Genomic DNA, 24,390 nt, shown 5'->3' with positions numbered 1-24,390 from the left:
AGAAAGGAGCCGGCATTGCCGGCTCTTCTCGTTTCAGGCGTCAGTGGTGAATCCCGTGCGCCGACCACGTCGTCGCCATGTTCGGCCGGCAACTGGCTGATAATCGCCGCTTCTCCTGGAGTGGAAGCCGACATGCCGGTGCGCCCCGATGATCTGTTCGATGTACGCGCGCTGCTGACCGACGAAGAACGGGCAGTGCAGGATGCGGTGGCGCGCTTCACCGATACGCGGGTGCTGCCGGCGATCGGCGATGCCTTCGACGCAGGGCGCTTCCCGCGCGAGTGGGTGCCGGAACTGGCAGAGCTCGGCCTGCTGGGCGCAAGCCTGCCGGTACGCGATGGCGGCGCGGGCCTGGGCGCGGTGGCGTACGGATTGATCTGCCAGGAACTGGAGCGCGGCGACAGCGGCCTGCGCAGTTTCGTCAGCGTGCAGTCCTCGCTGTGCATGTACCCGATCCATGCCTACGGCAGCGACGAACAGCGCCAGCGCTGGTTACCGGAGATGGCAGCGGGGCGTCTGATCGGCTGTTTCGGGTTGAGCGAAGCCCAGGGTGGCTCGGACCCGGCCGCGATGACCACGCGCGCGGTACGGCAGGGCGATGGCTGGCGCTTGAACGGATCCAAGATGTGGATCACCAACGGCAGCATTGCCGGCATTGCGATCATCTGGGCGCATACCGACGACGGCGTGTGCGGCTTTCTGGTGGAGACCGGCAGCGCCGGCTTCAGTGCGCAGGACATCGCGCACAAGATGAGCCTGCGCGCGTCGGTGACCTCGGGTTTGTTCCTGGACGACGTCTACGTGCCGGAGCAGATGCGGTTGCCGAACGCGGCCGGTCTGAAGGCACCGCTGGGTTGCCTCAATCAGGCGCGCTACGGCATCGCCTGGGGCGCGATCGGTGCGGCGGTGGCCTGTCTGCGCGAGGCGCTGGCCTACAGCGGGCAGCGCATCCTGTTCGGCCGGCCGCTGGCGGCCACGCAGAGCGCGCAGATCAAGCTGGCCGACATGGCGCGGCGGATTTCCACCGCGCAGCTGCTGGCGCTGCAGCTCGGGCGCCTGAAGCAGGCCGGCCAGCTGCGGCCGGAACAGATCTCGCTGGCAAAATGGAATAATTGCCGCATGGCCCTGGACGTGGCGCGCGAGTGCCGGGATCTGCTTGGCGCGGCCGGCATCACCACCGAGCATGTGGCGATCCGGCATGCGCTGAACCTGGAATCGGTGATCACCTACGAGGGCACCGAGACCGTGCATCAGTTGGTGGTCGGGCGTGCGCTGACGGGACTCAATGCGTTTTGACGAGGAGTGGGTGTTGATCGACAGGGATGGGAGGCGACGCCTGCGTGGCGCGTTCTGGATGCTCTGTGTGCTGGCTGTGGTGGCGAGCGTGCTCGCACCGGCGCAGGCCAGCGAGGCGCCGCGCATGGCGCCGCCACCGGCCTGGGTCATTGCCGATGCGGTGCCGGATAAGGTGCCGGGCGCCAGCGGGCTGCGCTATGAGCTGGTGTCCGATCAGGTCGATCTGACCGGCGCGGCGCCGCAGGCCTATCGCCGCCTCAGTTACACCGTGCAGCGTGCGAAAAGTCTGGACGAAGCCGGGCAGATCTCCATCGATTACCAGCCGCAGTACCAGCAGCTTGAGCTCAACAGCCTGGAGGTCTGGCGCGACGGCAAGCGCATCGACATGCGCAAACAGGCGCACTACGCCAGATTGCGCCGCGAAAGCGGACTGGAAGACGGTTTGATCGATGGCGCGCTGACGCTGTCGATCACCTTGCCGGACCTGCGCGTGGGCGACCGGGTCGATTACGGCGTGACCATCATCGGCAGCAATCCGGTGTTCGGCAAGGGTTATTACGACGTGTTCGATGCGCGCTACGGCGTACCGCTGGGCGAGCGCCGGGTGCGCGTGCGACATCCGGCCGGCATGGGATTGCAGTGGCGGGTGAGCGCGCCAGGCTTCAGCCGCAACGTCAGCCGCGCCGGCGACGTGGCGACGCTGGACATTGCGGCGCGCGACATTGCCCCGGTGCAGGAAGAAAAGAATGCCCCGGAGGATGTCGATCCGTATGGCTTGATCGAAGTCTCCACTGCCGGCAACTGGGCGGCGGTGGCGGCATGGGCAGCGCAGCTGTATCCGCGCGCGTTCAAGGATGCGCGCATCGCCGACGGCATGGTGCAGAGCCTGCAGCTGCGCAGCGACGACCCGCAGGGCGCACTGCTGCGTGCAGTGGCCTTCGTGCAGGGCGAGATCCGTTACGTCGGCCTGGACATGGGCGAGAACTCGCACGCGCCGCATGCGCCGGAGGTGACGCTGCGTAACCGCTATGGCGACTGCAAGGACAAGGCGACGCTGTTGATCGCGTTGCTGCAGCTGGCCGGCATCCGCGCCGAGCCGGTACTGGTCAACAGCGACAAGGGCCATGGATTGGATCTGCGCTTGCCCAGTCCCTATGCGTTCGACCATGTGGTGGTGCGCGCGCATCTGCCGCAGGGCGATGTATGGGTGGATGCCACGCGCGATCGCGAAGAGGGCCCGCTTGCGCAACGTCTGCCGTTGCCGTTCGTGCGTGGTCTGCCGGTCGTGGCCGGGCAGCGCGATCTGGTGGCGGTGCCATCGCCGATGCCGACGCTGCCGCAGATCGAGGTGGACGAGGAGATCGTGATCTCGCTGCGCAAACCGCAGCGTGTGGCGACCTTCAGCGTGGACACGAAGTATCGCCAGGGGCGCGGCGAGCGCGTGGCGCCCAGCTTCGAGGACAACGGTGCGCAGGCGGTCGGCGAGCACTATCTGGAATTCATGCAGCAGTACTACACCGCGCTGACGCAGGTCGGCGTGCCAACCATCGACGCGACCGATGTGTTGAAGGTGCGCACGCACGAGGCCTACCGCCTGGAGTGGCCGACCGCCGAGGGCGACGAGCTTGGCTTTCCGCTGTTCCAGCTCGGCGAATGGATGGACGCCTTGCCCACCGCGGCGCGCAAGAGCCCGCTGGCACTGGACGGCCCGCGGCTGGCGCGGCAGACCGTGCGGGTGCGGGTCGATCCGGCGGTGCAGGTGGAAGCCGATACGCAGGTGGTCGCCAACCCGTGGTTCCGCTTCTCGCGCACGGTCTCCACGCACGACGGACGCATGGTCATCGTCGGCGAGTGGCAGCGCCTGTCCGACCGCATCCCCGCTAACGGCGTGACGCGTGCAGCCGCCGACATGGAGCGTGCCCGCGACCTGCTGTACTTCAATCACGACCTCAAGCCGCACCCGCGCAGACAGCCGCTGGACGTCCATGTGTTCGTCTATCCGCTGGCCGCGCTGCTGGCGCTGATCGTGTTGGTGCTGGCATGCCTGGCCTGGTGGCGCGGTGGTGGCCTGGGCGGGATGCTGTTCGATCCGCACACCGTTGCGCAGCGCTTGCACACGCGGGCCGGCGCGCGCTGGAGCGCGTGGTGCGTGTTCGGCCTGATCCTCGTGCTCTCTAGCTGGATGTGGCTGTCTGCGCAGCCGCTGTGGGTGCACGCCATCGCCATGGTGATCATGCTGGCCATCGCGCTGGTGGGCTGCGTGCTGCTGCAGCGGATGCTGCGCTGGATGGGCGGCGCTGCGCAGGTCGGTGCGTTGCTGCCGGCGCTGTTGGGTAGTGCCTTGCCGTGGCTGGTCTGCCTGCTGGCGGCGTTGGCCGCGCTCGGTGGCGATAGCGTCCTGTTCGGGACCGGTGTGCATGATCCAGCCGGGCTGGCGCAGCTGGCCATGGCGGTGCTGCTGATGCTGCTGGGCGGGCTGTGGTGGTCGATCGCGGCGGTCCAGGCGGTCGCCGGAGCGACCGGCTGCGCGCGCGCGCGTGCCTTCGGCGCGCTGGCATTGACGGTGTCGGTGCTGGGCATGTTGGTCGCCGTGCTGGGTGTGCCGGTGGCGCTGGTGGTGATGCGCTGAGCCGCGCTGCCCGCAGCGCACGCAACCGCGGCCATGCCTTGCAGCAAATCGTTGCAGGGCTTTGCAAAGACCCCCGGGGCTGTGACACTGCCAGCCCCTCGTTGCTGCCGCGGAGCCAGCCTGATGTCGACCGTGCGTCCCCCGTTGACCGTCCATGGCATGTCCAGTTCCGGGAACTGCTACAAGGTGCGCCTGCTGCTGGAGCAATTGGGCAGCCGCTATCACTGGGTCGAGGTCGACAGCGCCGCGGGCCAAACCCGCACGCCCGCGTATCTGGCCATCAATCCCAACGGCAAGGTGCCGATGGTGGAGCGCGACGACGGCCGCGTGCTGACCGAATCCAACGCGATCCTGTTCTGGCTGGCCGAAGGCACCCCGTATCTGCCCACCGACGCGTGGCAACGCGCGCAGGCCTTGAGCTGGATGTTCTTCGAGCAATACAGCCATGAGCCGCCTATCGCGTTGGCGCGTTTCATCAGCCTGTGGACGCCGCGCGATGCCGCGCGCCGCGCCGAACTGCCGCAGCTGCGCGCCCGCGGCGAGCAGGCGCTGGCAGTGATGGAGCAGTATCTGCAGCAGCACAGCTGGTTTACCGGCAGCGCCTACGGCATCGCCGATATCGCGCTGTTTGCCTACACCCATTGCGCCGAGGACGGCGGCTTCGATCTGGAGCGCTGGCCGGCGATCGGCGCCTGGCTGCAGCGCGTGCAGGCGGTACCCGGTTTTATCGCGATGCCGGCACCTGCCCCCAGCGCGGTGACGGCATGAGCGGCATGCGTCGCGCGCGGGAGCACTGACGATGTGCGGATTGGCTGGACTGCTGCTGGCCTCGCCACGCATGCATGGCGAACAACTCGATGCGCTGGTGCGGCCGATGGGCGCCGCCTTGCGTCATCGCGGCCCCGACGATGCCGGCACCTGGTGCGATGCACAGGCCGGCGTGGCGCTGGCGCATCAACGCTTGAGCATCCTGGATCTGTCGCCGCTGGGCCATCAGCCGATGCGCTCGGCCGATGGCCGTTATGTGCTGGCCTACAACGGCGAGATCTACAACTTCGCGCAGCTGCGCGCGGCGCTGTCCGCACTCGGGCACCGCTTCCGTGGTCATTCCGATACCGAAGTGCTGCTGGCGGCGGTGGTGGAGTGGGGGCTGGACGACACCCTGACCCGCTGCAACGGCATGTTCGCGCTGGCGTTGTGGGACGAACGCGACAACTGCCTGTCTCTGGCCCGCGACCGCGTCGGCAAGAAGCCGCTGTACTACGGCTGGGCCGGCGACACCCTGGTGTTCGGTTCCGAACTCAAGGCGCTGTGGCAGCATCCGGAGTTCGATAACGGCGTCGATCGCAATGCGCTGACCTTGCTGCTGCGGCTGGGCTACATCCCGGCGCCGGCCTGCATCCACGAGCGCACCTTCAAGTTGATGCCGGGGCGGGTACTGCGGCTGGATGCGCAGATGGTGGCGGCCGGCGCGGCGGCGCATCGGCCGGACCAGGCGCAGCAGCCGTTCTGGAACGCGCGCGAGGCGATGCAGCGCGCGCTGGCGGCGCCGTTCACCGGCAGCGATGCACAGGCCGAGGAACAGCTCGATGCGGTGCTGCGCGATGCGGTGGCGCTGCGCATGGTGGCCGACGTGCCGGTGGGCGTGTTCCTGTCCGGCGGCACCGATTCGTCGATCGTCACCGCGATGATGCAGGCGCAGAGCGCCCAGCCGGTGCATACCTTCAGCATCGGCTTCGAAGGTTCGCATCACGACGAAGCGCCGCTGGCGCGCGAAGTGGCCACGCACCTGCACACCGATCACACCGAGCTATATGTCAGCGGCGCCGACGCCCTGGCGGTGGTGCCGACCCTGCCGGACATGTTCGACGAGCCCTTCGCCGATGCCTCGCAGGTGCCGACCGCGCTGGTCGCACGGCTGGCGCGTGGCGGGGTGACGGTGGCGCTGTCCGGCGACGGTGGCGACGAGTTGTTCTTCGGCTACGGCCGTTACCAGCGTGCGCTGCGCAACTGGCGCATGCATGGGCTGGTGCCGGGGCCGCTGCGGCGGCTGATGGCGCTGGCGGCACGCCGCAACGGCGAGTCCTCGCGCACCGGCGGCCTGGCCGCGCTGGTGGCCGAGGCCGGCGCACGCGGCATCGGCGACATCTACCGCAACCGCATTTCGCGCTGGCGCGACCCGGCCGCGGTGGTGCTGGGCGCGACCGAGCCCGACAGTTTCTACAGCCTGGCCGACCCGCTGCACGGCTCGGGCACGCCGGCCGACGCGATGATGTTGGCCGACTTTGCCGCCTATCTGCCCGACGATCTGTTGTGCAAGGTGGACCGCACCACCATGGCGGTGGGGCTGGAAGCGCGCGCGCCGTTGCTGGACTGGCGGGTGGCCGAGTTCGCCTGGTCGCTGCCGCTGTCGCTGAAGTACCGCGACGGGGTCAGCAAGTATCTGCTCAAGCGCGTGCTGTGCCGCTATCTGCCCGACCCGATGGTCTACCGCGGCAAGCGCGGCTTCGGCGCGCCGGTCAGCGCCTGGCTGCGCGGCGACCTGCACGGCTGGGCCGACGATCTGCTGGCGCATGCCGCGCTGGAGCGCGACGGCGTGTTCGCCGCCGACACCGTGGCCGGGCTGTGGCGCGACTTCAACGGCGGCGAGCGCAAATGGCATACGCACCTGTGGACGGTGCTGATGTTCCAGGCCTGGCAGGCGCATTGGCGCGCGCAACGCGCCGCGATCGGCCGCTGAGGCAGCCGCGCTTCACCGGGCATGAGCGCCAGGCTGACTAGAGTAGGGCGCTGATTCCCCAACGGAGCGTTCCCATGAGCAAGATCACTATCGCCGTACTGGTCGGCAGCCTGCGTGCAGCGTCCTACAACCGCCAACTGGCGCACGCGCTGGAGCATCTGGCCGGCGACAAGGCCGTGTTCGAGTATCTGGAGATCGGCGACATCCCGCTGTACAACCAGGACCGCGACGGCGATTTTCCTGCTGAAGGCACGCGTCTGAAGCAGCAAATCCGGGCGGCGGACGCGGTGCTGTTCGTGACTCCCGAATACAACCGCTCGATCCCCGGCGTGCTCAAGAACGCGCTCGATACCGGCTCGCGTCCCTACGGCGACAGCGCATTTGCGGGCAAGCCGGCCGCCGTGGTCGGCATCTCGGTCGGGGCGATCGGCACCGCCACCGCGCAGCAGCATCTGCGCAATGTGCTGTCGTATCTGGACATGCAGGTGCTCGGCCAGCCGGAGGTCTTCCTGCAGTACAAGGACGGCCTGTTCGATGCCGACGATCAGGTCGCCAACGCCGGCAGTCGCAAGTTCCTGCAGGGGTTTGTCGACGCCTTCCTGGGCCTGATCGAACAGCGCAAGCGCTGAGTTGATCACAGCGGCGGTGGGCCCGTAGGCAGCCGCCGACGGCTGCCGGTGGTGCGGTGGAAGCCCTGGCGCGGCAAGCGTCTCGGCGGTTGCGACAGCCGGCGCGTAGAACGTTGATGCACCGGCTGTCCACCAGTTATCCACAGAGTTGTGCATGGTCGTCGGCGCCGCCGATGACTATGCTTCCTGCCCTCGTCTCCCTCGTGTCAGGTCTGTTTGTCCATGTCCGCTCGTCCTGGTTTCCGTTCCAAGCGCAATCGCGATCGCGACGACGATTACGATCGTCCCGAGCCGCGGCTTGACCAGTTGCGGGTGCCGCCGCATTCGGTCGAGGCCGAGCAGGCCGTGCTCGGTGGATTGATGTTGGCGCCGGATGCGTTCGATCGGGTCAACGACCAGCTCACCGACAACGACTTCTACCGCCGCGATCACCGGCTGATCTACCGCGCGATTCGCGAACTGAACGAGAAGGACCGCCCCTTCGATGCGGTGACCCTGGGCGAGTGGTTCGAGTCGCAGGGCAAGCTGGAACAGGTGGGCGATGGCGCGTACCTGATCGAACTGGCCAGCACCACGCCCTCGGCAGCCAATATCGCAGCGTACGCGGAGATCGTGCGCGACAAGGCGGTGTTGCGGCAGCTGATCGAAGTGGGCACCACCATCGTCAACGACGGCTTCCAGCCCGAGGGCCGCGAAAGCGTGGAGTTGCTGTCGTCGGCGGAAAAGGCGGTGTTCAAGATCGCCGAGGCCGGCGCGCGCGGGCGCACCGACTTCGTGGCGATGCCGGGCGCGTTGAAGGACGCCTTCGAGGAATTGCGCAGCCGTTTCGAAAACGGCGGCAACATCACCGGCCTGCCGACCGGCTACAACGATTTCGACGCGATGACCTCCGGTCTGCAGCCGACCGACCTGATCATCCTGGCCGCGCGTCCGGCGATGGGCAAGACCACCTTTGCGCTGAATATCGCCGAATACGCCGCGATCAAATCCAAGAAGGGCGTGGCGGTGTTCTCGATGGAAATGTCGGCATCGCAGCTGGCGATGCGCCTGATCTCGTCCAACGGCCGCATCAACGCGCAACGGTTGCGCACCGGCGCGCTGGAAGACGAGGACTGGGCGCGTGTGACCGGCGCGATCAAGATGCTGAAGGAAACCAAGATCTTCATCGACGACACGCCGGGCGTGTCGCCGGAAGTGCTGCGTTCCAAGTGCCGCCGACTCAAGCGCGAGCACGACCTGGGCCTGATCGTCATCGACTACCTGCAGCTGATGTCGGTGCCGGGCAACAGCGAAAACCGTGCGACCGAAATTTCGGAGATCTCGCGTTCGCTCAAGGGCCTGGCCAAGGAGCTCAACGTGCCGGTGATCGCGTTGTCGCAGCTCAACCGCTCGCTGGAAACCCGTACCGACAAGCGTCCGGTGATGGCCGACTTGCGTGAATCCGGCGCGATCGAGCAGGACGCGGACATGATCGTGTTCATCTACCGCGACGACTATTACAACAAGGAAAATTCGCCGGACAAGGGCCTGGCCGAGATCATCATCGGCAAGCACCGCGGTGGGCCGACCGGTTCGTGCAAGCTCAAATTCTTCGGCGAATACACCCGTTTCGACAATCTGGCCCACGATTCGGTGGGGAGTTTCGAGTAAGCCTGATGCGCGCTGCCGGGCGGCAATGCGTCGCTGCGGCATCGCGCCATCGTTGCAGTTGCTGGCTTATCCTGCGCGCCTCATCGTCGCTGCCGAGCTTGTATGTCCTACGCCATCGTCTGGTTCCGTCGCGATCTGCGCCTGGAAGACAACCCGGCCTTGCAGGCTGCGCTGGATGCGGGACATCACCCGGTTCCGCTGTATATCGATGCGCCGCACGAAGAAGGCGAGTGGACACCCGGCGCCGCCTCGCGGAGCTGGCGGCATCGCTCGCTCGCGGCGCTGGATGCGGCCTTGCGCGCGCTGGGCAGCGGCCTGGTGGTTCGTGCCGGTGACAGCGTGCAGGTACTGGATGAGGTGATCGCGCAGACCAGGGCGGTGGCGGTGTACTGGAACCGCAAATACGAGCCGGCCACGCAGCCGCGTGATGCGCAGATCAAGCGTACCTTGCGCGAGCGCGGGATCGAGGTACACAGCTGCAACTCCGCACTGATGTTCGAACCGTGGCAGTTGACGACGCAGCAGGGCGGTCCATACAAGGTGTTTACCCCGTTCTGGCGCAATGCGCTCACGCAGCTGCAGTTGCCGGCTGCCGCGCCGGCACCGCGCAGCCTGCCGCCGTTGCCTGCGCACTTGAAGACCGTTGCGCTGGACACGCTCGGGTTGCTGCCGGCGCTGGACTGGGATAAAGGTTTCTGGGAGCACTGGCAGCCCGGCGAGGCCGGCGCGCACGAGATGCTGGAGATCTTCATCGATGGCGCGCTGTCCGGTTATCGCGAAAACCGCGACCGGCCCGACCGGGTTGGCACCTCGCAGCTGTCGCCGCATCTGCACTTCGGCGAGATCGCGCCATGGCGGATCGCCAGCATGCTGGAAGCCAACCGCAACGCACGCAACGCTGCGGAAATCGACGGCTATATCCGGCAATTGGGTTGGCGCGACTTTGCGTATCACCTGCTGCACCATTTTCCCGACACCACCAACCAGAATCTCAACCCGCGCTTTGAAGGCTTCGACTGGGCCAAGCTGGACCCGGTCGCATTGCAGGCCTGGCAGCGTGGCCGCACCGGCATTCCGATCGTCGATGCCGGCATGCGCCAGCTCTGGCACACCGGCTGGATGCACAACCGCGTGCGCATGATCGTGGCGAGCCTGTTGTGCAAGCATCTGCGCGTGCACTGGATCGAAGGCGCGCGCTGGTTCTGGGACACCTTGGTGGATGCGGACCTGGCCAACAACACATTGGGTTGGCAATGGGTGGCCGGTACCGGCGCCGATGCAGCGCCGTACTTCCGCGTGTTCAACCCGGTCACCCAGGCGGAGAAGTTCGATCCGCAGGCAAGCTACATCACCCGTTGGATACCGGAACTCGGCAAGCTTGCGGTGAAGGAGCGCTTCGCGCCGTGGCTGCATCCGTTGTCGTTGGCGCGTCTGGCACCGGAATATCCGCGCACGCCGATCATCGGCTTGGCCGAAGGCCGCGATGCGGCATTGGCGGCGTATGCGAAAACGCGCGGATAAGCGCGCGCCAGCGCGAGCGACAGCTGGACTGCGTGGTCCCCGATGCGCGCGTTCTGCGCTTTTGTTTTGCAAGGCTGAGGCATTGCATGCGCGCGCTGCGACGCTTGTGTCGTACGCCAGCGAGTGCGTTACGCGTGTGCATGTCGCTATCCAGCAGAAAACGTTTTCCTGAATGCAGCACTAGCCGCGTGCGATCGAGGGCCGGTTTCATCATGCGCCAGTCGCGTTGGCCTGTTTATCCTCGCCGACACGATTGAGTGCCGGATGGTCCGGCCATAGGAGAACCCCATGTCCCCAGCAGCCACCAAGAGCCTTGCCGTTGCCCTGGCCAGCGCCATCGCGTTGTCCGCCTGCGCCACCGGCGGCTCGTATGTGCAGCGCGACCAGTACGGCGAGCAGACCCAACAGCAGAACCGCACCGGCCGCAACGCGCTGATCGGCACCGCGATCGGTGTGGCCGCTGGTCTGCTGACCGGCGACAGCGCCACCGAGCGGCGTCAGCATGCGATGGTCGGTGCCGGCATCGGCGCGCTCAGCGGCGCGGCGGTTGGCCAGTACCAGGATCGCCAGGAGCGCGCACTGCGTGAGCGCACCGCCAACACCGGTATCGAAGTGCAGCGCCAGGGCGACAACATCACCCTGAACCTGCCCGACGGCATCACCTTCGACTTCGGCAAGTCTGCATTGAAGCCGCAGTTCTACAGCGCGCTCAATGGCGTGGCGTCCACACTGCGCGAGTACAACCAGACCATGGTGGAAGTGGTCGGTCATACCGACAGCGTCGGCAGCGACGCGGTCAACCAGCGCCTGTCCGAAGAACGCGCCGGTGCGGTCGCGCAGTATCTGACCGCACAAGGCGTGCAGCGCGAGCGCATGGAAACCATGGGCGCCGGCAAGCGTTACCCGATCGCCGACAACAGCACCGATGCCGGCCGCGCACAGAACCGCCGCGTCGAAATCCGCCTGATCCCGCTGCGCTCCGAGGGTGCCGGCAACAACACGGGCATGCGTTGAGTTTGCCGCACTGAATCGTGGCGAGTCGATTGAAGAGCCGCGATCAGTAACCAAGACGGGCCGCGAAAGCGGCCCGTTTTTTGCGCTGCAAATTTTGTTGATCAAGCGCGCGTCGAGTGCAAAGCTGCCGATCTGCGGGTTTTCAGCAGGGCCCTTGCCCGCCCACCATCGCAGGACACGCCGCAAGTACGTCCTTGTAGGCTCTTACGCGGCATCCATGCCGCTCAAGGTCCCGCGACGATGGGCGGACAAAGGCCGGTCGGGATGGTCGATGTGCATATTTGCAAGCAGAGCATGAGGTGCGTTGGGCGGATCACTGTGCGTTCGACCAGCGTCTCACCATTTCATATCGCCAGCCGAGCAGCAGACATGCTTTCAACATGCAACTTACAAACGTCTCATCTACTACCGCAAGCCGAGCAATAAGCTTTCAAAAGCCGCCGACCAACTTTCTGGTGCGGTGTCCTTGCCGGTTGCGGGACCGTGTGGCGGCATGGATGCCGCCACCGAGCCTCCAGGGACGGATTCACGGCGTGTCCCGCAAGCGGCAAGGGCAGCGCGCACTCGATCAACTAGGCTTTTGACTTACGCCTATGGGCGAATAACGGAGTGCGGACTATGCCGTGACGTTTTCCAGGATGCGCTTGCCTTCTGCACGCAATTTTACGTCTGCGCCGATTTCGATCTTCGCATCGTTGTCGGCCTTCTGTGCCGCCAGACGTGCAGGGCACTGCGCCATCATGTAGTCCGCATCGAAGTTCATCCGCGTCACCAGGAAGTCCACGAAGGCGCGCACTTTCGGCGAAACCAGACGGCCGCCGGCGAACACCGCGTTGAAGTCCACCTCCGGCCCGGTCCAACCCGCGAGCACCCGGCGGACCAGACCCGATTGCACGAATGGCTTGGCCATCACATCGCCGGTCAACAGCAAGCCTTCGCCGCATAACACCGCGCCATTGAGCGCAGCCGGATCGTTGGCCACCATCAACGGATTGACCGGGAAATCGCGCACATCGCTGCCGTCGCTGAGCGACCAGAAAAAGCGGTTGTTGTGCACGTTGCGGTTCTTGCGCAGCGCCAGCGTGCGATGGAACTGCAGCTCGTCCGGATGCAACGGCTCGCCATAGCGCTCGATGTAGGAAGGGCTGGCGAAGACCTGCGTGCGCAGGCTGCCGAGCTTGCGCGCGACCAGATTGGAATCGGGCAGGGCGCCGACGCGCAGTGCCAGATCGGCTTCACCACCGATCAGGTCCAGCTTCTCGTTGCCCAGATGCATGTCCAGCTGGATTTCCGGGTACTGCGCATGGAACTCGCCCAGCAACGGCGCGATCCAGGTGATGCCCAGTGAGTAGGGCACGGTGAAGCGCAGCCAGCCGCGTGGACCGGACTGCAGTTGCCCGACGGCGCTCTCGGCTTCTTCCAGTTCGCGTGCGATGCGCTGGCAATGTTCGTGATAGACCGAGCCGGCCTCGGTCAGGCCGATGCGGCGCGTGGTCCGGTGCAGCAGGCGGGCACCCAACCGGGTTTCCAGTTCCTGCACCTTGCGGCTGACGGTGGTCTTGGGCAGGCCGAGCGCGTTGGCGGCGGCGATGAAGCTGCCTTGTTCGACCACCTTGACGAAGATCAGGGTGTCGTTGAGATCGTGAGTCATGGGACTGCCTTCCAGAGGTCAGGAGGGATTAGACCGCTTACGGGACGATTATTCCCCTAAATCCGGACTAATCAAGTGCTGATTTGAGGCCTAGCTTATGCGGCATCTCCCCATGCAGGAGCACGGCCATGTGGTTGTGCAATGTTTTTGGCGTGTCGTCCACATCGCGTAGCGCCATCGAATGTGCCTTCGATCCAGTGGTTTCTACGGTGAGAAGCCCGCGTGCCAGCGTTTCGCGCGCATTTTCGGCATCGCCCAGGCGTCAGGCGGGCGGCGCGCCGGCGCAGCGGGCGGGACTGTCAGTGCGTCTGGCGCAACATGGAATTGTCCCGATGTCGGGAGTGAAAGTCCCATGACCGGGATGGTCCAATCCGAGACGGCCGTCATCGGCGGCGCGGGCAATGTCGGCGCCGGGATCGTCGCCGCCTTGCTCGATGCCGGGATGCCGGTGCTGGTGATTGGACGCGACGCCGCCAAGCTCGACGCGCTGCGCGCGCAGCATGGCAACACACCGCTGCTGGAGACCTTGCAGGGCTCGGTGGCCGATGACGCTTCGGCGCAGGCGCTGGCCGGCGAACTGGCCCAGCGCCCGCGTCCGCTGGCGGCGGTGATCGCCAGCCTGGGCAGCCCGCTCAAGGCCGGCCGCCTGCTCGATCGCCCGGTCGCCGCGCTGCGTCGCCGCCTGGAGCGCGACGTGCTGCCGCACCTGGCGGCCGCGCGGCATCTGTTGCCGCTGCTGGCCGAGGCCCATGGCGGCGGTCGCTACCTGTTGCTGGGCAGCCCCTGCGCGCTGCGTGCCTGGGCTGCGCACGGCGATACCTCGATTGCCGCCGCCGCCACCCGCATGCTCGCCCAGGTCCTGCACGAGGAAGCCAAGCCGTTCGGCGTCCGCGTGCATCTGCTGTCGGTCGAGCAGCCGGTGTGTACGCCGGGCCGTGCCAAGGACGCGTGTCCGGAATGGATCCGCGCCGTGGATGTCGGCCGCGCCGCAGTCTCGCTGATCGCCGGGCCTGGCCAGCCCGGGCAAGCCATCGTGACCGTCAGCCGTCGCCTGTACGCCGCTCCATCGGCCGACCGGCTGGCCGGTCTGCATTTTCCCATCCCCACCCGAGAGATTTCCCCATGACCCCGAACGCCCCCCCGTTCCGTTTTCCCTTGCGTACTGTATTGACGGGCGCCGTACTCGCGGTTGTGCTGGCCGGTTGCGGCAGCCAGGCTGCCGAGACCGGCGCACCGCCGCCGCCCAGCGTCAGCGTGGCCCCGGTGTTGCTGAAGGAGATCAGCCAGTGGGACGAATTCAGCGGCCGCATCGAGCCGGTGGAAAGCGTCGCGCTGCGCCCGCGCGTGTCCGGCTATATCGACAAGGTCAATTACGTCGAAGGCGCCGAAGTGAAGAAGGGCGATGTGCTCTTCAGCATCGACGACCGCAGCTACCGCGCCGAATTCGCGCGCGCCAACGCCGCGCTTGTGCGTGCACGCACGCAGTCCACGCTGGCCCGCAGCGAGGCGGCACGCGCACGCAAACTGTCCGACCAGCAGGCCATTTCGACCGAGACCTGGGAGCAGCGTCGCGCTGCCGCCGACCAGGCCGACGCCGATCTGCTGGCCGCGCAGGCCGCGCTGGATACCGCCAAGCTCAACTTGGACTGGACCCGCGTGCGTGCGCCGATCGATGGCCGTGCCGGGCGTGCCATGGTCACCGCCGGCAACCTGGTCACCGCCAGCGACAGCGCCAGCGTACTGACCACGCTGGTGTCGCTGGACAAGGTGTTCGTGTACTTCGATGCCGACGAAGGCACCTTCCTGCGTTACGCGCAGATGGCGCGCAACGGCGAGCGTCCGGATGCGCGCGGTGGCGAGTTGCCGGTGCGCATCGGCCTGGTCGGCGAGCAGGGCTTCCCGCACGCCGGGCGCGTGGATTTCCTGGATAACCAGGTGACCCGCAGCACCGGCACCATCCGCGTGCGCGCGGTGCTGGACAACGCGCAGCGCCAGTTCACGCCGGGCCTGTATGCACACGTGCAGTTGCTGGGCAGCGGCCAGTTCAAGGCCATGCTGGTCGACGAAAAGGCCGTGCTGACCGATCAGGACCGCAAGTACGTGTACGTGGTCGACAAGGACGGCAAGGCGCAACGGCGCGATATCGAGCTCGGCCGCAATGCCGACGGCCTGCGCATCGTGCGCAAGGGACTGGCTGCCGGCGACCGCGTGGTGGTCGATGGCGTGCAGAAGATCTTCATGCCCGGCATGCCGGTCGATGCTAAGCCCGTTGCCATGGCCACGGCGCCGGACAAGCGCACCGCGTCGAACTGATTCATCGCTGCATCGCGGCCATGACCACCGGCCTTGAGACAAGGCCGGTTCGGTGCCGCGGTGCCGCGCCGCCACCCGGCGGCAACCTCTTTCAGGACCACCCCCATGGACTTTTCCCGTTTTTTCATCGACCGGCCGATCTTTGCCGCGGTGCTGTCGATCATCATCTTCGCTGCCGGCCTGATCGCCATGCCGCTGCTGCCCATCAGCGAGTACCCGGAAGTGGTGCCGCCGAGCGTGCAGGTGCGTGCGGTGTATCCGGGCGCCAATCCCAAGGTCATCGCCGAGACCGTCGCCACGCCGCTTGAGGAAGCCATCAACGGCGTGGAAGACATGATGTACATGAAGTCGGTCGCCGGCTCCGATGGCGTGCTGGTGGTGACCGTGACCTTCAAGCCGGGCACCGATCCGGACCAGGCGCAGGTGCAGGTGCAAAACCGTGTCAGCCAGGCGCAGGCGCGTCTGCCCGAGGACGTGCGGCGCCAGGGCGTGACCACGCAGAAGCAGTCGCCGACGCTGACCATGGTGGTGCATCTGACCTCGCCCAAGGGCAAGTACGACTCGCTGTACCTGAGCAACTACGCCACCTTGAAGGTCAAGGACGAGCTGTCGCGCCTGCCGGGCGTGGGCCAGATCCAGATCTTCGGTGCCGGCGATTACGCCATGCGCATCTGGCTGGATCCCGACAAGGTCGCCGCGCGCGGGCTGACCGCCAGCGATGTGGTCGCGGCCATTCGCGAGCAGAACGTGCAGGTGTCCGCCGGCCAGCTCGGTGCCGAGCCGATGCCCAACAAGAGCGATTTTCTGCTCTCGATCAATGCTCAGGGCCGCCTGACCACCGAAGAAGAGTTCGGCAACATCGTGATCCGCAGCGGCGATAGCGGCGAGATCGTGCGCCTGTCGGATGTGGCGCGTCTTGAGCTGGGCGCCGGCAACTACACCCTGCGCTCGCAGCTTGACAACAAGAACGCGGTCGGCATGGGCGTGTTCCAGTCGCCCGGTGCCAACGCGATCGAATTGTCCGATGCGGTGCGCGCCAAGATGGCCGAGCTGGAAAAGCAGTTCCCGCAGGATATGGCGTGGTCGGCTGCGTACGACCCGACCGTGTTCGTGCGCGACTCGATCAGCGCGGTGGTGCATACGCTGCTGGAAGCGGTGCTGCTGGTGGTGCTGGTGGTGATCCTGTTCCTGCAGACCTGGCGTGCCTCGATCATTCCGTTGCTGGCGGTGCCGGTGTCGGTGGTCGGTACGTTCGCCGCGCTGTACCTGCTGGGTTTTTCGATCAACACGCTGAGCCTGTTCGGCCTGGTGCTGGCGATCGGCATCGTGGTCGACGATGCGATCGTGGTGGTGGAAAACGTCGAGCGCAACATCGAAGAAGGTCTGGCTCCGTTGGCTGCGGCGCATCAGGCGATGCGCGAAGTGTCCGGGCCGATCATCGCCATCGCGCTGGTGCTGTGCGCGGTGTTCGTGCCGATGGCGTTCCTGTCGGGCGTGACGGGCCAGTTCTACAAGCAGTTCGCGGTGACCATCGCCATTTCCACGGTGATCTCGGCGATCAATTCGCTGACCTTGTCGCCGGCACTGGCGGCCATGCTGCTCAGGCCGCATGACGCACCGAAGGATGGCCCGTCGCGGTTGATCGATCGCTTGTTCGGCTGGTTGTTCCGTCCGTTCAACCGCTTCTTCAACAGCAGTTCGCACAAGTACCAGGGCGCGGTCTCGCGGACCCTGGGCAAGCGTGGCGCGGTGTTCGTGGTGTATGTGCTGCTGCTGCTGGCCACCGGTTTCATGTTCAAGGTGGTGCCGGGTGGTTTCATTCCGACTCAAGACAAGCTGTATCTGATTGCCGGTACCAAACTGCCGGAAGGCGCCTCGCTGGAACGCACCAACGAAGTGATCCGTCAGATCACCCAGATCGCCTTGCAGACCGACGGCGTGGACCACGCGATTGCGTTCCCGGGTCTGAATCCGCTGCAGTTCACCAACACGCCCAATACCGGCACGGTGTTCCTGACGCTCAAGCCGTTCAGCCAGCGCAGCCGCACTGCGGCGCAGATCAACGCGGAGATCAACGCGCGCATCAGCCAGATCCAGCAGGGCTTTGCGTTTGCGTTCATGCCGCCGCCGATCCTGGGCCTGGGGCAGGGCTCGGGCTACTCGCTGTATATCCAGGACCGTGCCGGTCTGGGCTATGGCCAGTTGCAGAGTGCGGTCAATGCGATGTCCGGTGCGATCTCGCAAACGCCGGGCATGCAGTTCCCAATCGGCACGTATCAGGCCAATGTGCCGCAGCTCGATGCCAAGGTCGATCGCGACAAGGCCAAGGCGCAGGGCGTGCCGCTGACCAATCTGTTCGACACGCTGCAGACCTATCTGGGTTCGTCCTACATCAACGACTTCAATCGTTTCGGCCGCACCTATCAGGTGATTGCCCAGGCCGATGGACAGTTCCGCGACAGCGTCGAGGACATCGCCAACCTGCGTACCCGCAATGCCAACGGCGAGATGGTGCCGATCGGCAGCATGGTCACGCTGGGCCAGACCTACGGCCCGGATCCGGTGATCCGCTACAACGGCTACCCGGCCGCCGATCTGATCGGTGAGGCGGACCCGCGCGTGCTCTCTTCCACCCAGGCGATGCAGACGCTGGCCGGCATGGCGCCCGAGGTGTTGCCCAACGGCATGAACATCGAGTGGACCGATCTGAGCTATCAGCAATCCACCCAGGGCAACTCGGCGTTGATCGTGTTCCCGATGGCGGTGTTGCTGGCGTTCTTGGTGCTGGCCGCGCTGTACGAGAGCTGGACGCTGCCGCTGGCGGTGATCCTGATCGTGCCGATGACCTTGCTGTCTGCCTTGTTCGGCGTGTGGCTCACCGGCGGCGACAACAACGTGTTCGTGCAGGTGGGGTTGGTGGTGCTGATGGGTCTGGCGTGCAAGAACGCGATTCTGATCGTGGAGTTCGCCCGCGAACTCGAAATGCACGGCAAGGGCATCGTCGAGGCCGCGCTGGAAGCCTGCCGGCTGCGTCTGCGTCCGATCGTGATGACCTCCATCGCCTTCATCGCCGGCACCGTGCCGCTGGTGTTCGGGCATGGCGCCGGCGCCGAGGTGCGCTCGGTCACCGGGATCACCGTGTTCGCCGGCATGCTCGGTGTGACCTTGTTCGGCCTGTTCCTGACCCCGGTGTTCTACGTGGCCCTGCGCAAGTGGGTGACGCGTCGCGAACCCGACGCACCGGCCGCTGTTGCGCACGATCACGTCAAGGCGTGAGTGCGTCGTTCCCAACCCCCATTCGCAGTAGAAGGACATCAAAATGAGCAACCACAAGATCGCATTGGTCACCGGTGCCACCCGCGGCATCGGCCTGGAAACCGTCCGGCAACTGGCCCAGGCCGGCGTGCACACGCTGCTGGCCGGGCGCAAGCGCGACGATGCCGTCGCCGCCGCACTCAAGCTGCAGGCCGAGGGCCTGCCGGTGGAAGCCATCCAGCTCGACGTCAACGACGACATCAGCATCGCCGCCGCGGTCGGCACGGTGGAGCAGCGTCACGGCCACCTGGACATCCTGATCAACAACGCCGGCATCATGATCGAGGACATGCAGCGCACCCCGTCGCAGCAAAGCCTGGAGGTGTGGAAGCGGACCTTCGACACCAACCTGTTCGCGGTCGTCAGCGTCACCAAGGCGTTCCTGCCGCTGCTGCGTCGCTCGCTGGCCGGACGCATCGTCAATGTGTCCAGCATGCTCGGCTCGCTGACCCTGCATACCCAGCCCGGCTCGCCGATCTACGACGTCAAGATTCCCGCCTACGACGCCTCCAAGAGCGCGGTCAACAGCTGGACGGTGCATCTGGCCCATGAGTTGCGCGACACCGCCATCAAGGTCAACACCGTGCATCCGGGCTACGTCAAAACCGACATGAACGGTGGTGGTGGCGAGATCGAAGTAGAGCAGGGCGCGCACAGCAGCGTACAGATGGCACTGCTCGACGCGCACGGCGCCACCGGCAGCTTTACGCATTTGGGAGACGTGTTGCCATGGTAAGAAATTTTCTGAGCGTGGCACTGGCTGCGCTGGTGCTCAGCGGTTGCGCGGTGGGTCCGGATTACCGGCCCGACCCGCCTGCCGCGGTGACCTTGCAGAGCGCGCAGGATGCGGCCTTCAGCACCGAATCGCCGGTCGGCAACTGGTGGTCGCAGTTCGACGACCCGGTGCTGGAACAGTTGGTGCGCGATGCCTTGTTCGCCAACCACGATCTGCGCATCGCCGTGTCGCGCGTCAAGCAGGCGCGTGCGGTGTTCGTCGAGCGTCGTCTCGACCAGGCCCCGCACATCACCGCGCAGGGCAGCTTCGATCGGCGCGAACAGCAGCAGGTGGTCGCCGGCAACCAGCGTTTCCTTACCGAACAGACCACCCTGGGCCTGGATGCGGCCTGGGAGCTGGATCTGTTCGGCCGTCAGCGGCGCGCCTCGGAAGCGGCGCGTGCGGATCTGGAAGCCGAGCAGGCCGGCCTGCTCGACGTGCAGGTCACCGTCGCTGCCGAAGTGGCGCGCAACTACTTCGAGTTGCGCGGCACGCAGAAGCAGCTGGAGGTGTCCAAGCGCACGCTGACCAACCTGCACGACACCCAGCGGCTGACGCAGACGCGTTGGGAGCTGGGCGCCGGCAGCGAGCTGGATGTGCAGAGCAGCCTGGCGCGGTTGAAGGCGATCGAGGCGGACATTCCGTTGCTGGAAACCGCAGAGGCGCAGTACCGCCATCGCCTGGCCGTGTTGCTCGGCCAGGCGCCGGATGCGCTGGATGCCACCCTGGTGCCGCGCACCACGCCCGCGTTCGCCCGTGCGTTGCCGCTGGGCGATACCGTCGGATTGCTGCGTCAGCGCCCGGACGTGCGCAGCGCCGAACGTCGGCTGGCGGCGGCCACGGCACAGGTCGGCGTGGCCACCGCCGATCTGTTTCCGCGCATCAGCGTCAGCGGCTTTGTCGGCTTCCTGTCCGGCGATGCGGCCAGGTTGACCGAGGGCAGCGGCAAGGCCTGGTCGATCACCCCGTCGATCAGCTGGGCGGCATTCGACTTCGGCACCGTGCGTGCACGCCTGCGTGCCAGCAAGGCGCAGGCCGACGGTGCGTTGGCGCAATACCAGCAGACCGTGTTGCTGGCGCTGGAAGACACCGACAACGCCTTGATCGGCTACGGCCGCCAGCAGGCGCGCCTGGCGATCGTGGTGGAGCAGGCCAATGCAGCGCGGCGTGCCGAACAACTGGCGCAGATCCGCTACCGCGAGGGCTCGGAAGACTTCCTGACCCTGCTGGACGCACAACGCACCCAGCTGGCCGCCGACGATGCACTGGCGCAGGCCGAAGCAGCGGTCAATGTGGGCGTGGTCGGTGTGTACAAGGCGCTGGGCGGCTGGAAGCAGGGGGAAGCGCCTGCGGCACCGGTGGCAGCGCTGAATAGGTAAGGCACGTCTGCAGGGCGGCCGTCAGGTCGCTTTGCAGCTGCACTCGGATACGCCGCGTCTTGGGGCGGCTAACAAACTGATGGACAGCCGGCAGGCTGGCGCGGTCGGGGCTCGGAATCGGCAAGTACCACTCGCACACGCCGGTTCCTGCGCCACCTGACGACTGCTCGCTACGCCGTGTTAGCCATTCTTGGCTGCGCCGACCCGTCGTTGGCCAATACGGCGCCTGGATCTCAAGCACCCAGCCGGTGTGCCCGCTGACCGGGCGATCACTCGATGACCTGCGCTCAGTCGGCAACCCGCACACTGTCGCGGCCACCGTTCTTGGCCAGATACAGTGCGGCATCGGCACGCGAAAACCAGTCCTGCCAATGCGTTTCGCCATCGTGGCGCGCCGCCCCCAGCGACACCGTGATCCGTCCACCCGGGCCGCGCAGTCCATTGCTGATCACCTTGCGCAGGCGTTCGGTGGTCGCTTCCAGTTCCTGCAGGGAGCTGGCACGCATCAGCACCACGAATTCTTCGCCGCCGAAGCGGAACACCTGATGCGGCTCGCGCACTTCAAAGCGCAGGATGGTGGCCAGATCCGAGAGCGCGGCATCGCCTGCGGCATGCCCGTAGAGATCGTTGACTTCCTTGAAATGGTCCAGATCCAGAATGATCAGGCTGTTGAGCCGTTCATGCGGCTGGCGCCGATCGATCTGATGGGTGAGCGCGCGTTCGAGCATGCGCCGGTTGGGCAGGCCGGTCAGCGCATCCAGCGAGGCGAGCTCTTCCAGATGCACGCGGTCGTCCTGCATGCGCAGCGAAAACGCATAGCCCACCGCCAGCGTCACCAGCGTCACCACGATCGTCGACACGCCCTGACCGGGACTGACGATCAGCCCTGGCAACAGCAATAGCGCCGCCAGCAACGGCAGGCTCAGCAGCACGGCGCGTTGCGGGCCGCACAGGAAGTAATTGGTGGCCAGCACCGGAAACAACCAGGGCAGGGCGCCTTCGCCGCCGGTCCAGCAGGCGACGAGACAGCCGCCGACATTGGTGGAGGCCAGCCACACGCCGCCGGCGCCAGTGCGTTCGGCATCGCGCATCTTCCAGCCACGCCATATTGCAAGCACACCGAGCGGCGCGATGATCAGGCAGTCAAGCGCCTGGCCGGTGATGGCCAGATACACCGCATAGAGGCAAAGCAACAGCGCGGTGATCGGCCCCAGCATCTTGACGATGCCGAGGCGGAAATCCCGCTGCAGATGGAGGATCACAGGGAAGGTTCTATAGGAGTCGACCTCATTATCGGCGGAGCCTTGCGAAAGTTGAGCGTGCACGCCCCGCGGCAACGGCTAGGAAAATGAAGCGTTACCGGGCCGGGCTTCGCACATCCTTGACGGCCGTGCCGCAACCGTAGCGTCTTTGTCATCGGAGTTTGCAATGCCCACACGGGAAGAACTCGACACGCGCCTGGATGCGCTGCAGGACGAACTGCCGCAACTGTCCGCCGATGAAGACGCGGATTTCGACTATCTCGATTTCCAAGCGCGTGCCCAAGCCCTGCTGAGCAGTGCCGCGGCCGAGGACGCGGCCTATGTACGGACCCGCGTCGACGGCATGTTGGCTGGCGCTGGCCTGATTCCAACCGATGAGGATGGGCATAGCTGCACTTGAGTCCTGCTCGGCACAGCCGGCAGAACGCTTGCATGCAGTCGGTTTGGCGCGGCGCGAAGGCGTGGCCGCAGGCGCAGTCCAAACCTGGCAACGGCATGTCTTACCCTGCGGCTGGACTACCCGCACTCACTACCTGATTGCGTCCGGCCTGCTTGGCGCTGTACAGCGCCTCGTCCGCGCGCCGCAGCAGCTGCGCCATATTGCCTGCATGTTCGGGAAAGCTGGCCGCACCGAACGATGCGCTGACCTTCGGCAACGAGACGCCATCGGCCATCACCTGCAGGGCCTCGATGCCGGCACGCAGCTTCTCGGCCATCCTACAGGCGGTCGCCACGTCCACTTCCGGCAGGATGATCGTCAACTCTTCGCCGCCGTAGCGGCAGCAGATGTCTTCGCCGCGCGTCTGCGCCAGCAGGAATTCGCCGATCGCTGCCAGCACGCGATCGCCGCCACCATGACCGTGCAGATCGTTGAACTGCTTGAAGTGGTCCACGTCCAGCATCAGCACCGACAAGGGGAGTGCCCGCCGCGTGCAGCGTGCCAGTTCGTGATTGAGCGCTTCTTCGAGATAACGGCGGTTGTACAGACCGGTCAACGGATCGCGAATGGATTGCTGGCGCAGCGTCTCGCGCAGACGCAGGTTATGCAGCGCCAGCGACAGCTGCTCGGCCGCCGCCTCGGCCACGGTCAACGAGGCCAGGTCGCGCGGATCCTCGCTGCGCAGCGCCAGCATCCCCAACTGCGTGCCCTGAGCCGATAGCGGGATGCAGGCGGTGCTCGCATGCGCCGGAAGATTGGCGCCGACGTGTTGGCAGAGCATGCCTTGGCTGGTGTCTTCCACCACATGCGTGCGATCGCGGCGCAAGGCCCAGCACGTGTCCGGGGCGATGCTGGCGTTGTCGTCGTCGGCCATCGTGCCCCAGGCCACCACCTGTTCGGCACGATCGCGCGAGGCGCGCAGCAGATAGACCGCGCCGGCTGCGCCCGGGATCAGCGGAGCGATCGTGCGAGCGGTGATTTCCAGCGCTTCTTCGGCATTGCGGCAGTTCTGCAGCAGCCCCGAGTAACGCGCCAGCGCCTCCAGCCCTGCTGAGGTGCGTTCGAGCGTGGCGAACGATTCGATCAGGCGCTCGTTGGTCGTGCTGGCCGCGTCTTCGGCGAGCACGCGCCGTTCCAGTTCGCGCGACAGCAGTCGGTAGGCCAGCAGCATCACCAGCAAGCCGCTGAAAATCCCGACCACCGTAACCCACAACACCCACTGTGCGCTGCGCGTGTTGGTGTCGGTGCGCTTTACCAATAGGCGGCGCTCCAGTTCCGTCATGGTCTGCACTTGGCGGCGCAGCGAAGACGAGGTCTGGAACACGCCACGTGCGATCGAAGCACGCGCACCATCCAGGCCCTGCTTGCGATAGCTGTGCAACAGGTCGTTGATCTGCACCAGGCGCATGTCCACCAGGCGTCCAAGCGCCACGACGTTGCGTCGCTGCACCGGGTTGTCCTGTACCAAAGCATCCAGCCGCACGATGCGCTCGGGCAGTCGCCCGATCGCATCGGCATATACCCCGAGAAACGCTTCGTTGTCGGTCAAGACATAACCGCGCGCCGACGACTCCGCCGACAGCATCCCGGCCTGGATCTCATCGATGCTGGCGATCACTTCCTGCGTGTGCGTCACCCAGCCGGCGTCGGACAACGAACGCTGCGCCGTGAAATAACCGCCCACTCCGATCAGGACGAAGATCATCCCCCCTAGCAACAAGGCGCCGGCGGCGTGGCGTTTTGCTTTTTTGGTCAACACCTTGTTCCCCACACCGAT

Annotated in this window: 18 protein-coding genes and 1 other RNA gene; 16 read left to right on the top strand and 3 right to left on the bottom strand. The window is 66.1% G+C overall.

All coding sequences use genetic code 11. The annotated features are described in order from the left end of the window. The first annotated feature begins 120 nt into the window (after positions 1-120). The 8 genes from XaplCFBP3123_RS01760 to XaplCFBP3123_RS01725 all read left to right on the top strand — a co-directional run bounded on the left by XaplCFBP3123_RS01760 (position 121) and on the right by XaplCFBP3123_RS01725 (position 11,479). On the top strand, positions 121-1,296 hold the full coding sequence (locus XaplCFBP3123_RS01760) for an acyl-CoA dehydrogenase family protein (RefSeq protein ID WP_172453103.1): 1,176 nt from the start codon (positions 121-123) through the stop codon (positions 1,294-1,296). A gap of 58 nt (positions 1,297-1,354) precedes the next feature. Continuing rightward, on the top strand, positions 1,355-3,925 hold the full coding sequence (locus tag XaplCFBP3123_RS01755) for a DUF3857 domain-containing protein (protein WP_104532541.1): 2,571 nt from the start codon (positions 1,355-1,357) through the stop codon (positions 3,923-3,925). Positions 3,926-4,048: 123 nt separating this feature from the next. Then, a complete protein-coding gene (locus XaplCFBP3123_RS01750) occupies positions 4,049-4,693 on the top strand; it encodes a glutathione S-transferase family protein (protein ID WP_172453042.1) in 645 nt (214 codons plus the stop codon). 31 nt (positions 4,694-4,724) lie between these two features. Beyond that, positions 4,725-6,665 (top strand): asparagine synthase (glutamine-hydrolyzing), encoded by a 1,941-nt coding sequence (gene asnB / locus XaplCFBP3123_RS01745; RefSeq protein ID WP_104532540.1) that lies wholly within the window; start codon positions 4,725-4,727, stop codon positions 6,663-6,665. A gap of 74 nt (positions 6,666-6,739) precedes the next feature. Next, entirely contained in the window at positions 6,740-7,294 is a 555-nt protein-coding gene (locus XaplCFBP3123_RS01740) for an NADPH-dependent FMN reductase (RefSeq protein WP_104532539.1), read from the top strand. A 222-nt stretch (positions 7,295-7,516) separates the two neighbouring features. After that, positions 7,517-8,944, top strand: a complete 1,428-nt coding sequence (locus XaplCFBP3123_RS01735) for a replicative DNA helicase (protein WP_104532538.1) — start codon at positions 7,517-7,519, stop codon at positions 8,942-8,944. A gap of 102 nt (positions 8,945-9,046) precedes the next feature. Continuing rightward, positions 9,047-10,465: a cryptochrome/photolyase family protein gene (locus XaplCFBP3123_RS01730; RefSeq protein ID WP_104532537.1), complete on the top strand. Its 1,419-nt coding sequence runs from the start codon at positions 9,047-9,049 to the stop codon at positions 10,463-10,465. Between the two features lie 288 nt (positions 10,466-10,753). Then, positions 10,754-11,479 carry an OmpA family protein gene (locus XaplCFBP3123_RS01725; protein ID WP_016902719.1) on the top strand — a complete coding sequence of 242 codons (726 nt, stop codon included), beginning with the start codon at positions 10,754-10,756 and terminating at the stop codon, positions 11,477-11,479. Positions 11,480-12,095: 616 nt separating this feature from the next. Here XaplCFBP3123_RS01725 and XaplCFBP3123_RS01715 read toward each other — a convergent pair. Beyond that, positions 12,096-13,130 (bottom strand): LysR family transcriptional regulator, encoded by a 1,035-nt coding sequence (locus XaplCFBP3123_RS01715; RefSeq protein WP_104532536.1) that lies wholly within the window; start codon positions 13,128-13,130, stop codon positions 12,096-12,098. A 128-nt stretch (positions 13,131-13,258) separates the two neighbouring features. On the opposite strand from XaplCFBP3123_RS01715, the gene XaplCFBP3123_RS01710 reads away from it, so the two are divergent. The 7 genes from XaplCFBP3123_RS01710 (at position 13,259) to XaplCFBP3123_RS01680 (ending at position 21,098) form a co-directional block, all read left to right on the top strand. After that, the gene (locus tag XaplCFBP3123_RS01710) at positions 13,259-13,486 is read left to right on the top strand and encodes a hypothetical protein (RefSeq protein WP_104532535.1); all 228 of its coding nucleotides are present in this window, start codon (positions 13,259-13,261) and stop codon (positions 13,484-13,486) included. After that, the gene (locus tag XaplCFBP3123_RS01705) at positions 13,483-14,256 is read left to right on the top strand and encodes an SDR family oxidoreductase (RefSeq protein ID WP_104532534.1); all 774 of its coding nucleotides are present in this window, start codon (positions 13,483-13,485) and stop codon (positions 14,254-14,256) included. The genes XaplCFBP3123_RS01710 and XaplCFBP3123_RS01705 overlap by 4 nt, the downstream gene beginning before the upstream one ends. After that, positions 14,253-15,443, top strand: coding sequence for an efflux RND transporter periplasmic adaptor subunit (locus tag XaplCFBP3123_RS01700; RefSeq protein ID WP_104532533.1), 1,191 nt, complete (start codon positions 14,253-14,255; stop codon positions 15,441-15,443). The genes XaplCFBP3123_RS01705 and XaplCFBP3123_RS01700 overlap by 4 nt, the downstream gene beginning before the upstream one ends. A 105-nt stretch (positions 15,444-15,548) precedes the next feature. After that, on the top strand, positions 15,549-18,719 hold the full coding sequence (locus tag XaplCFBP3123_RS01695) for an efflux RND transporter permease subunit (protein ID WP_104532532.1): 3,171 nt from the start codon (positions 15,549-15,551) through the stop codon (positions 18,717-18,719). A 43-nt stretch (positions 18,720-18,762) separates the two neighbouring features. After that, on the top strand, positions 18,763-19,494 hold the full coding sequence (locus tag XaplCFBP3123_RS01690) for an SDR family oxidoreductase (RefSeq protein ID WP_104532531.1): 732 nt from the start codon (positions 18,763-18,765) through the stop codon (positions 19,492-19,494). Further along, the gene (locus XaplCFBP3123_RS01685) at positions 19,488-20,912 is read left to right on the top strand and encodes an efflux transporter outer membrane subunit (protein ID WP_104532530.1); all 1,425 of its coding nucleotides are present in this window, start codon (positions 19,488-19,490) and stop codon (positions 20,910-20,912) included. The genes XaplCFBP3123_RS01690 and XaplCFBP3123_RS01685 overlap by 7 nt, the downstream gene beginning before the upstream one ends. Positions 20,913-21,034: 122 nt before the next feature. Then, positions 21,035-21,098, top strand: a non-coding RNA gene (locus XaplCFBP3123_RS01680) — sX9 sRNA. Between the two features lie 101 nt (positions 21,099-21,199). Here XaplCFBP3123_RS01680 and XaplCFBP3123_RS01675 read toward each other — a convergent pair. Continuing rightward, entirely contained in the window at positions 21,200-22,174 is a 975-nt protein-coding gene (locus tag XaplCFBP3123_RS01675; protein ID WP_104532529.1) for a GGDEF domain-containing protein, read from the bottom strand. Between the two features lie 166 nt (positions 22,175-22,340). On the opposite strand from XaplCFBP3123_RS01675, the gene XaplCFBP3123_RS01670 reads away from it, so the two are divergent. Further along, positions 22,341-22,574: a hypothetical protein gene (locus XaplCFBP3123_RS01670; protein WP_253254113.1), complete on the top strand. Its 234-nt coding sequence runs from the start codon at positions 22,341-22,343 to the stop codon at positions 22,572-22,574. A gap of 100 nt (positions 22,575-22,674) precedes the next feature. Here XaplCFBP3123_RS01670 and XaplCFBP3123_RS01665 read toward each other — a convergent pair whose 3' ends face one another. Continuing rightward, complete coding sequence (locus tag XaplCFBP3123_RS01665) at positions 22,675-24,372, bottom strand: sensor domain-containing diguanylate cyclase (protein WP_104533233.1); 1,698 nt, start codon at positions 24,370-24,372, stop codon at positions 22,675-22,677. Between the last annotated feature and the right edge of the window lie 18 nt (positions 24,373-24,390).

This window comes from Xanthomonas arboricola pv. populi (assembly GCF_002939945.1).
Taxonomy (GTDB): Bacteria; Pseudomonadota; Gammaproteobacteria; order Xanthomonadales; family Xanthomonadaceae; genus Xanthomonas; species Xanthomonas arboricola_A.
This window is presented reverse-complemented; position numbering and strand designations above follow the sequence as displayed.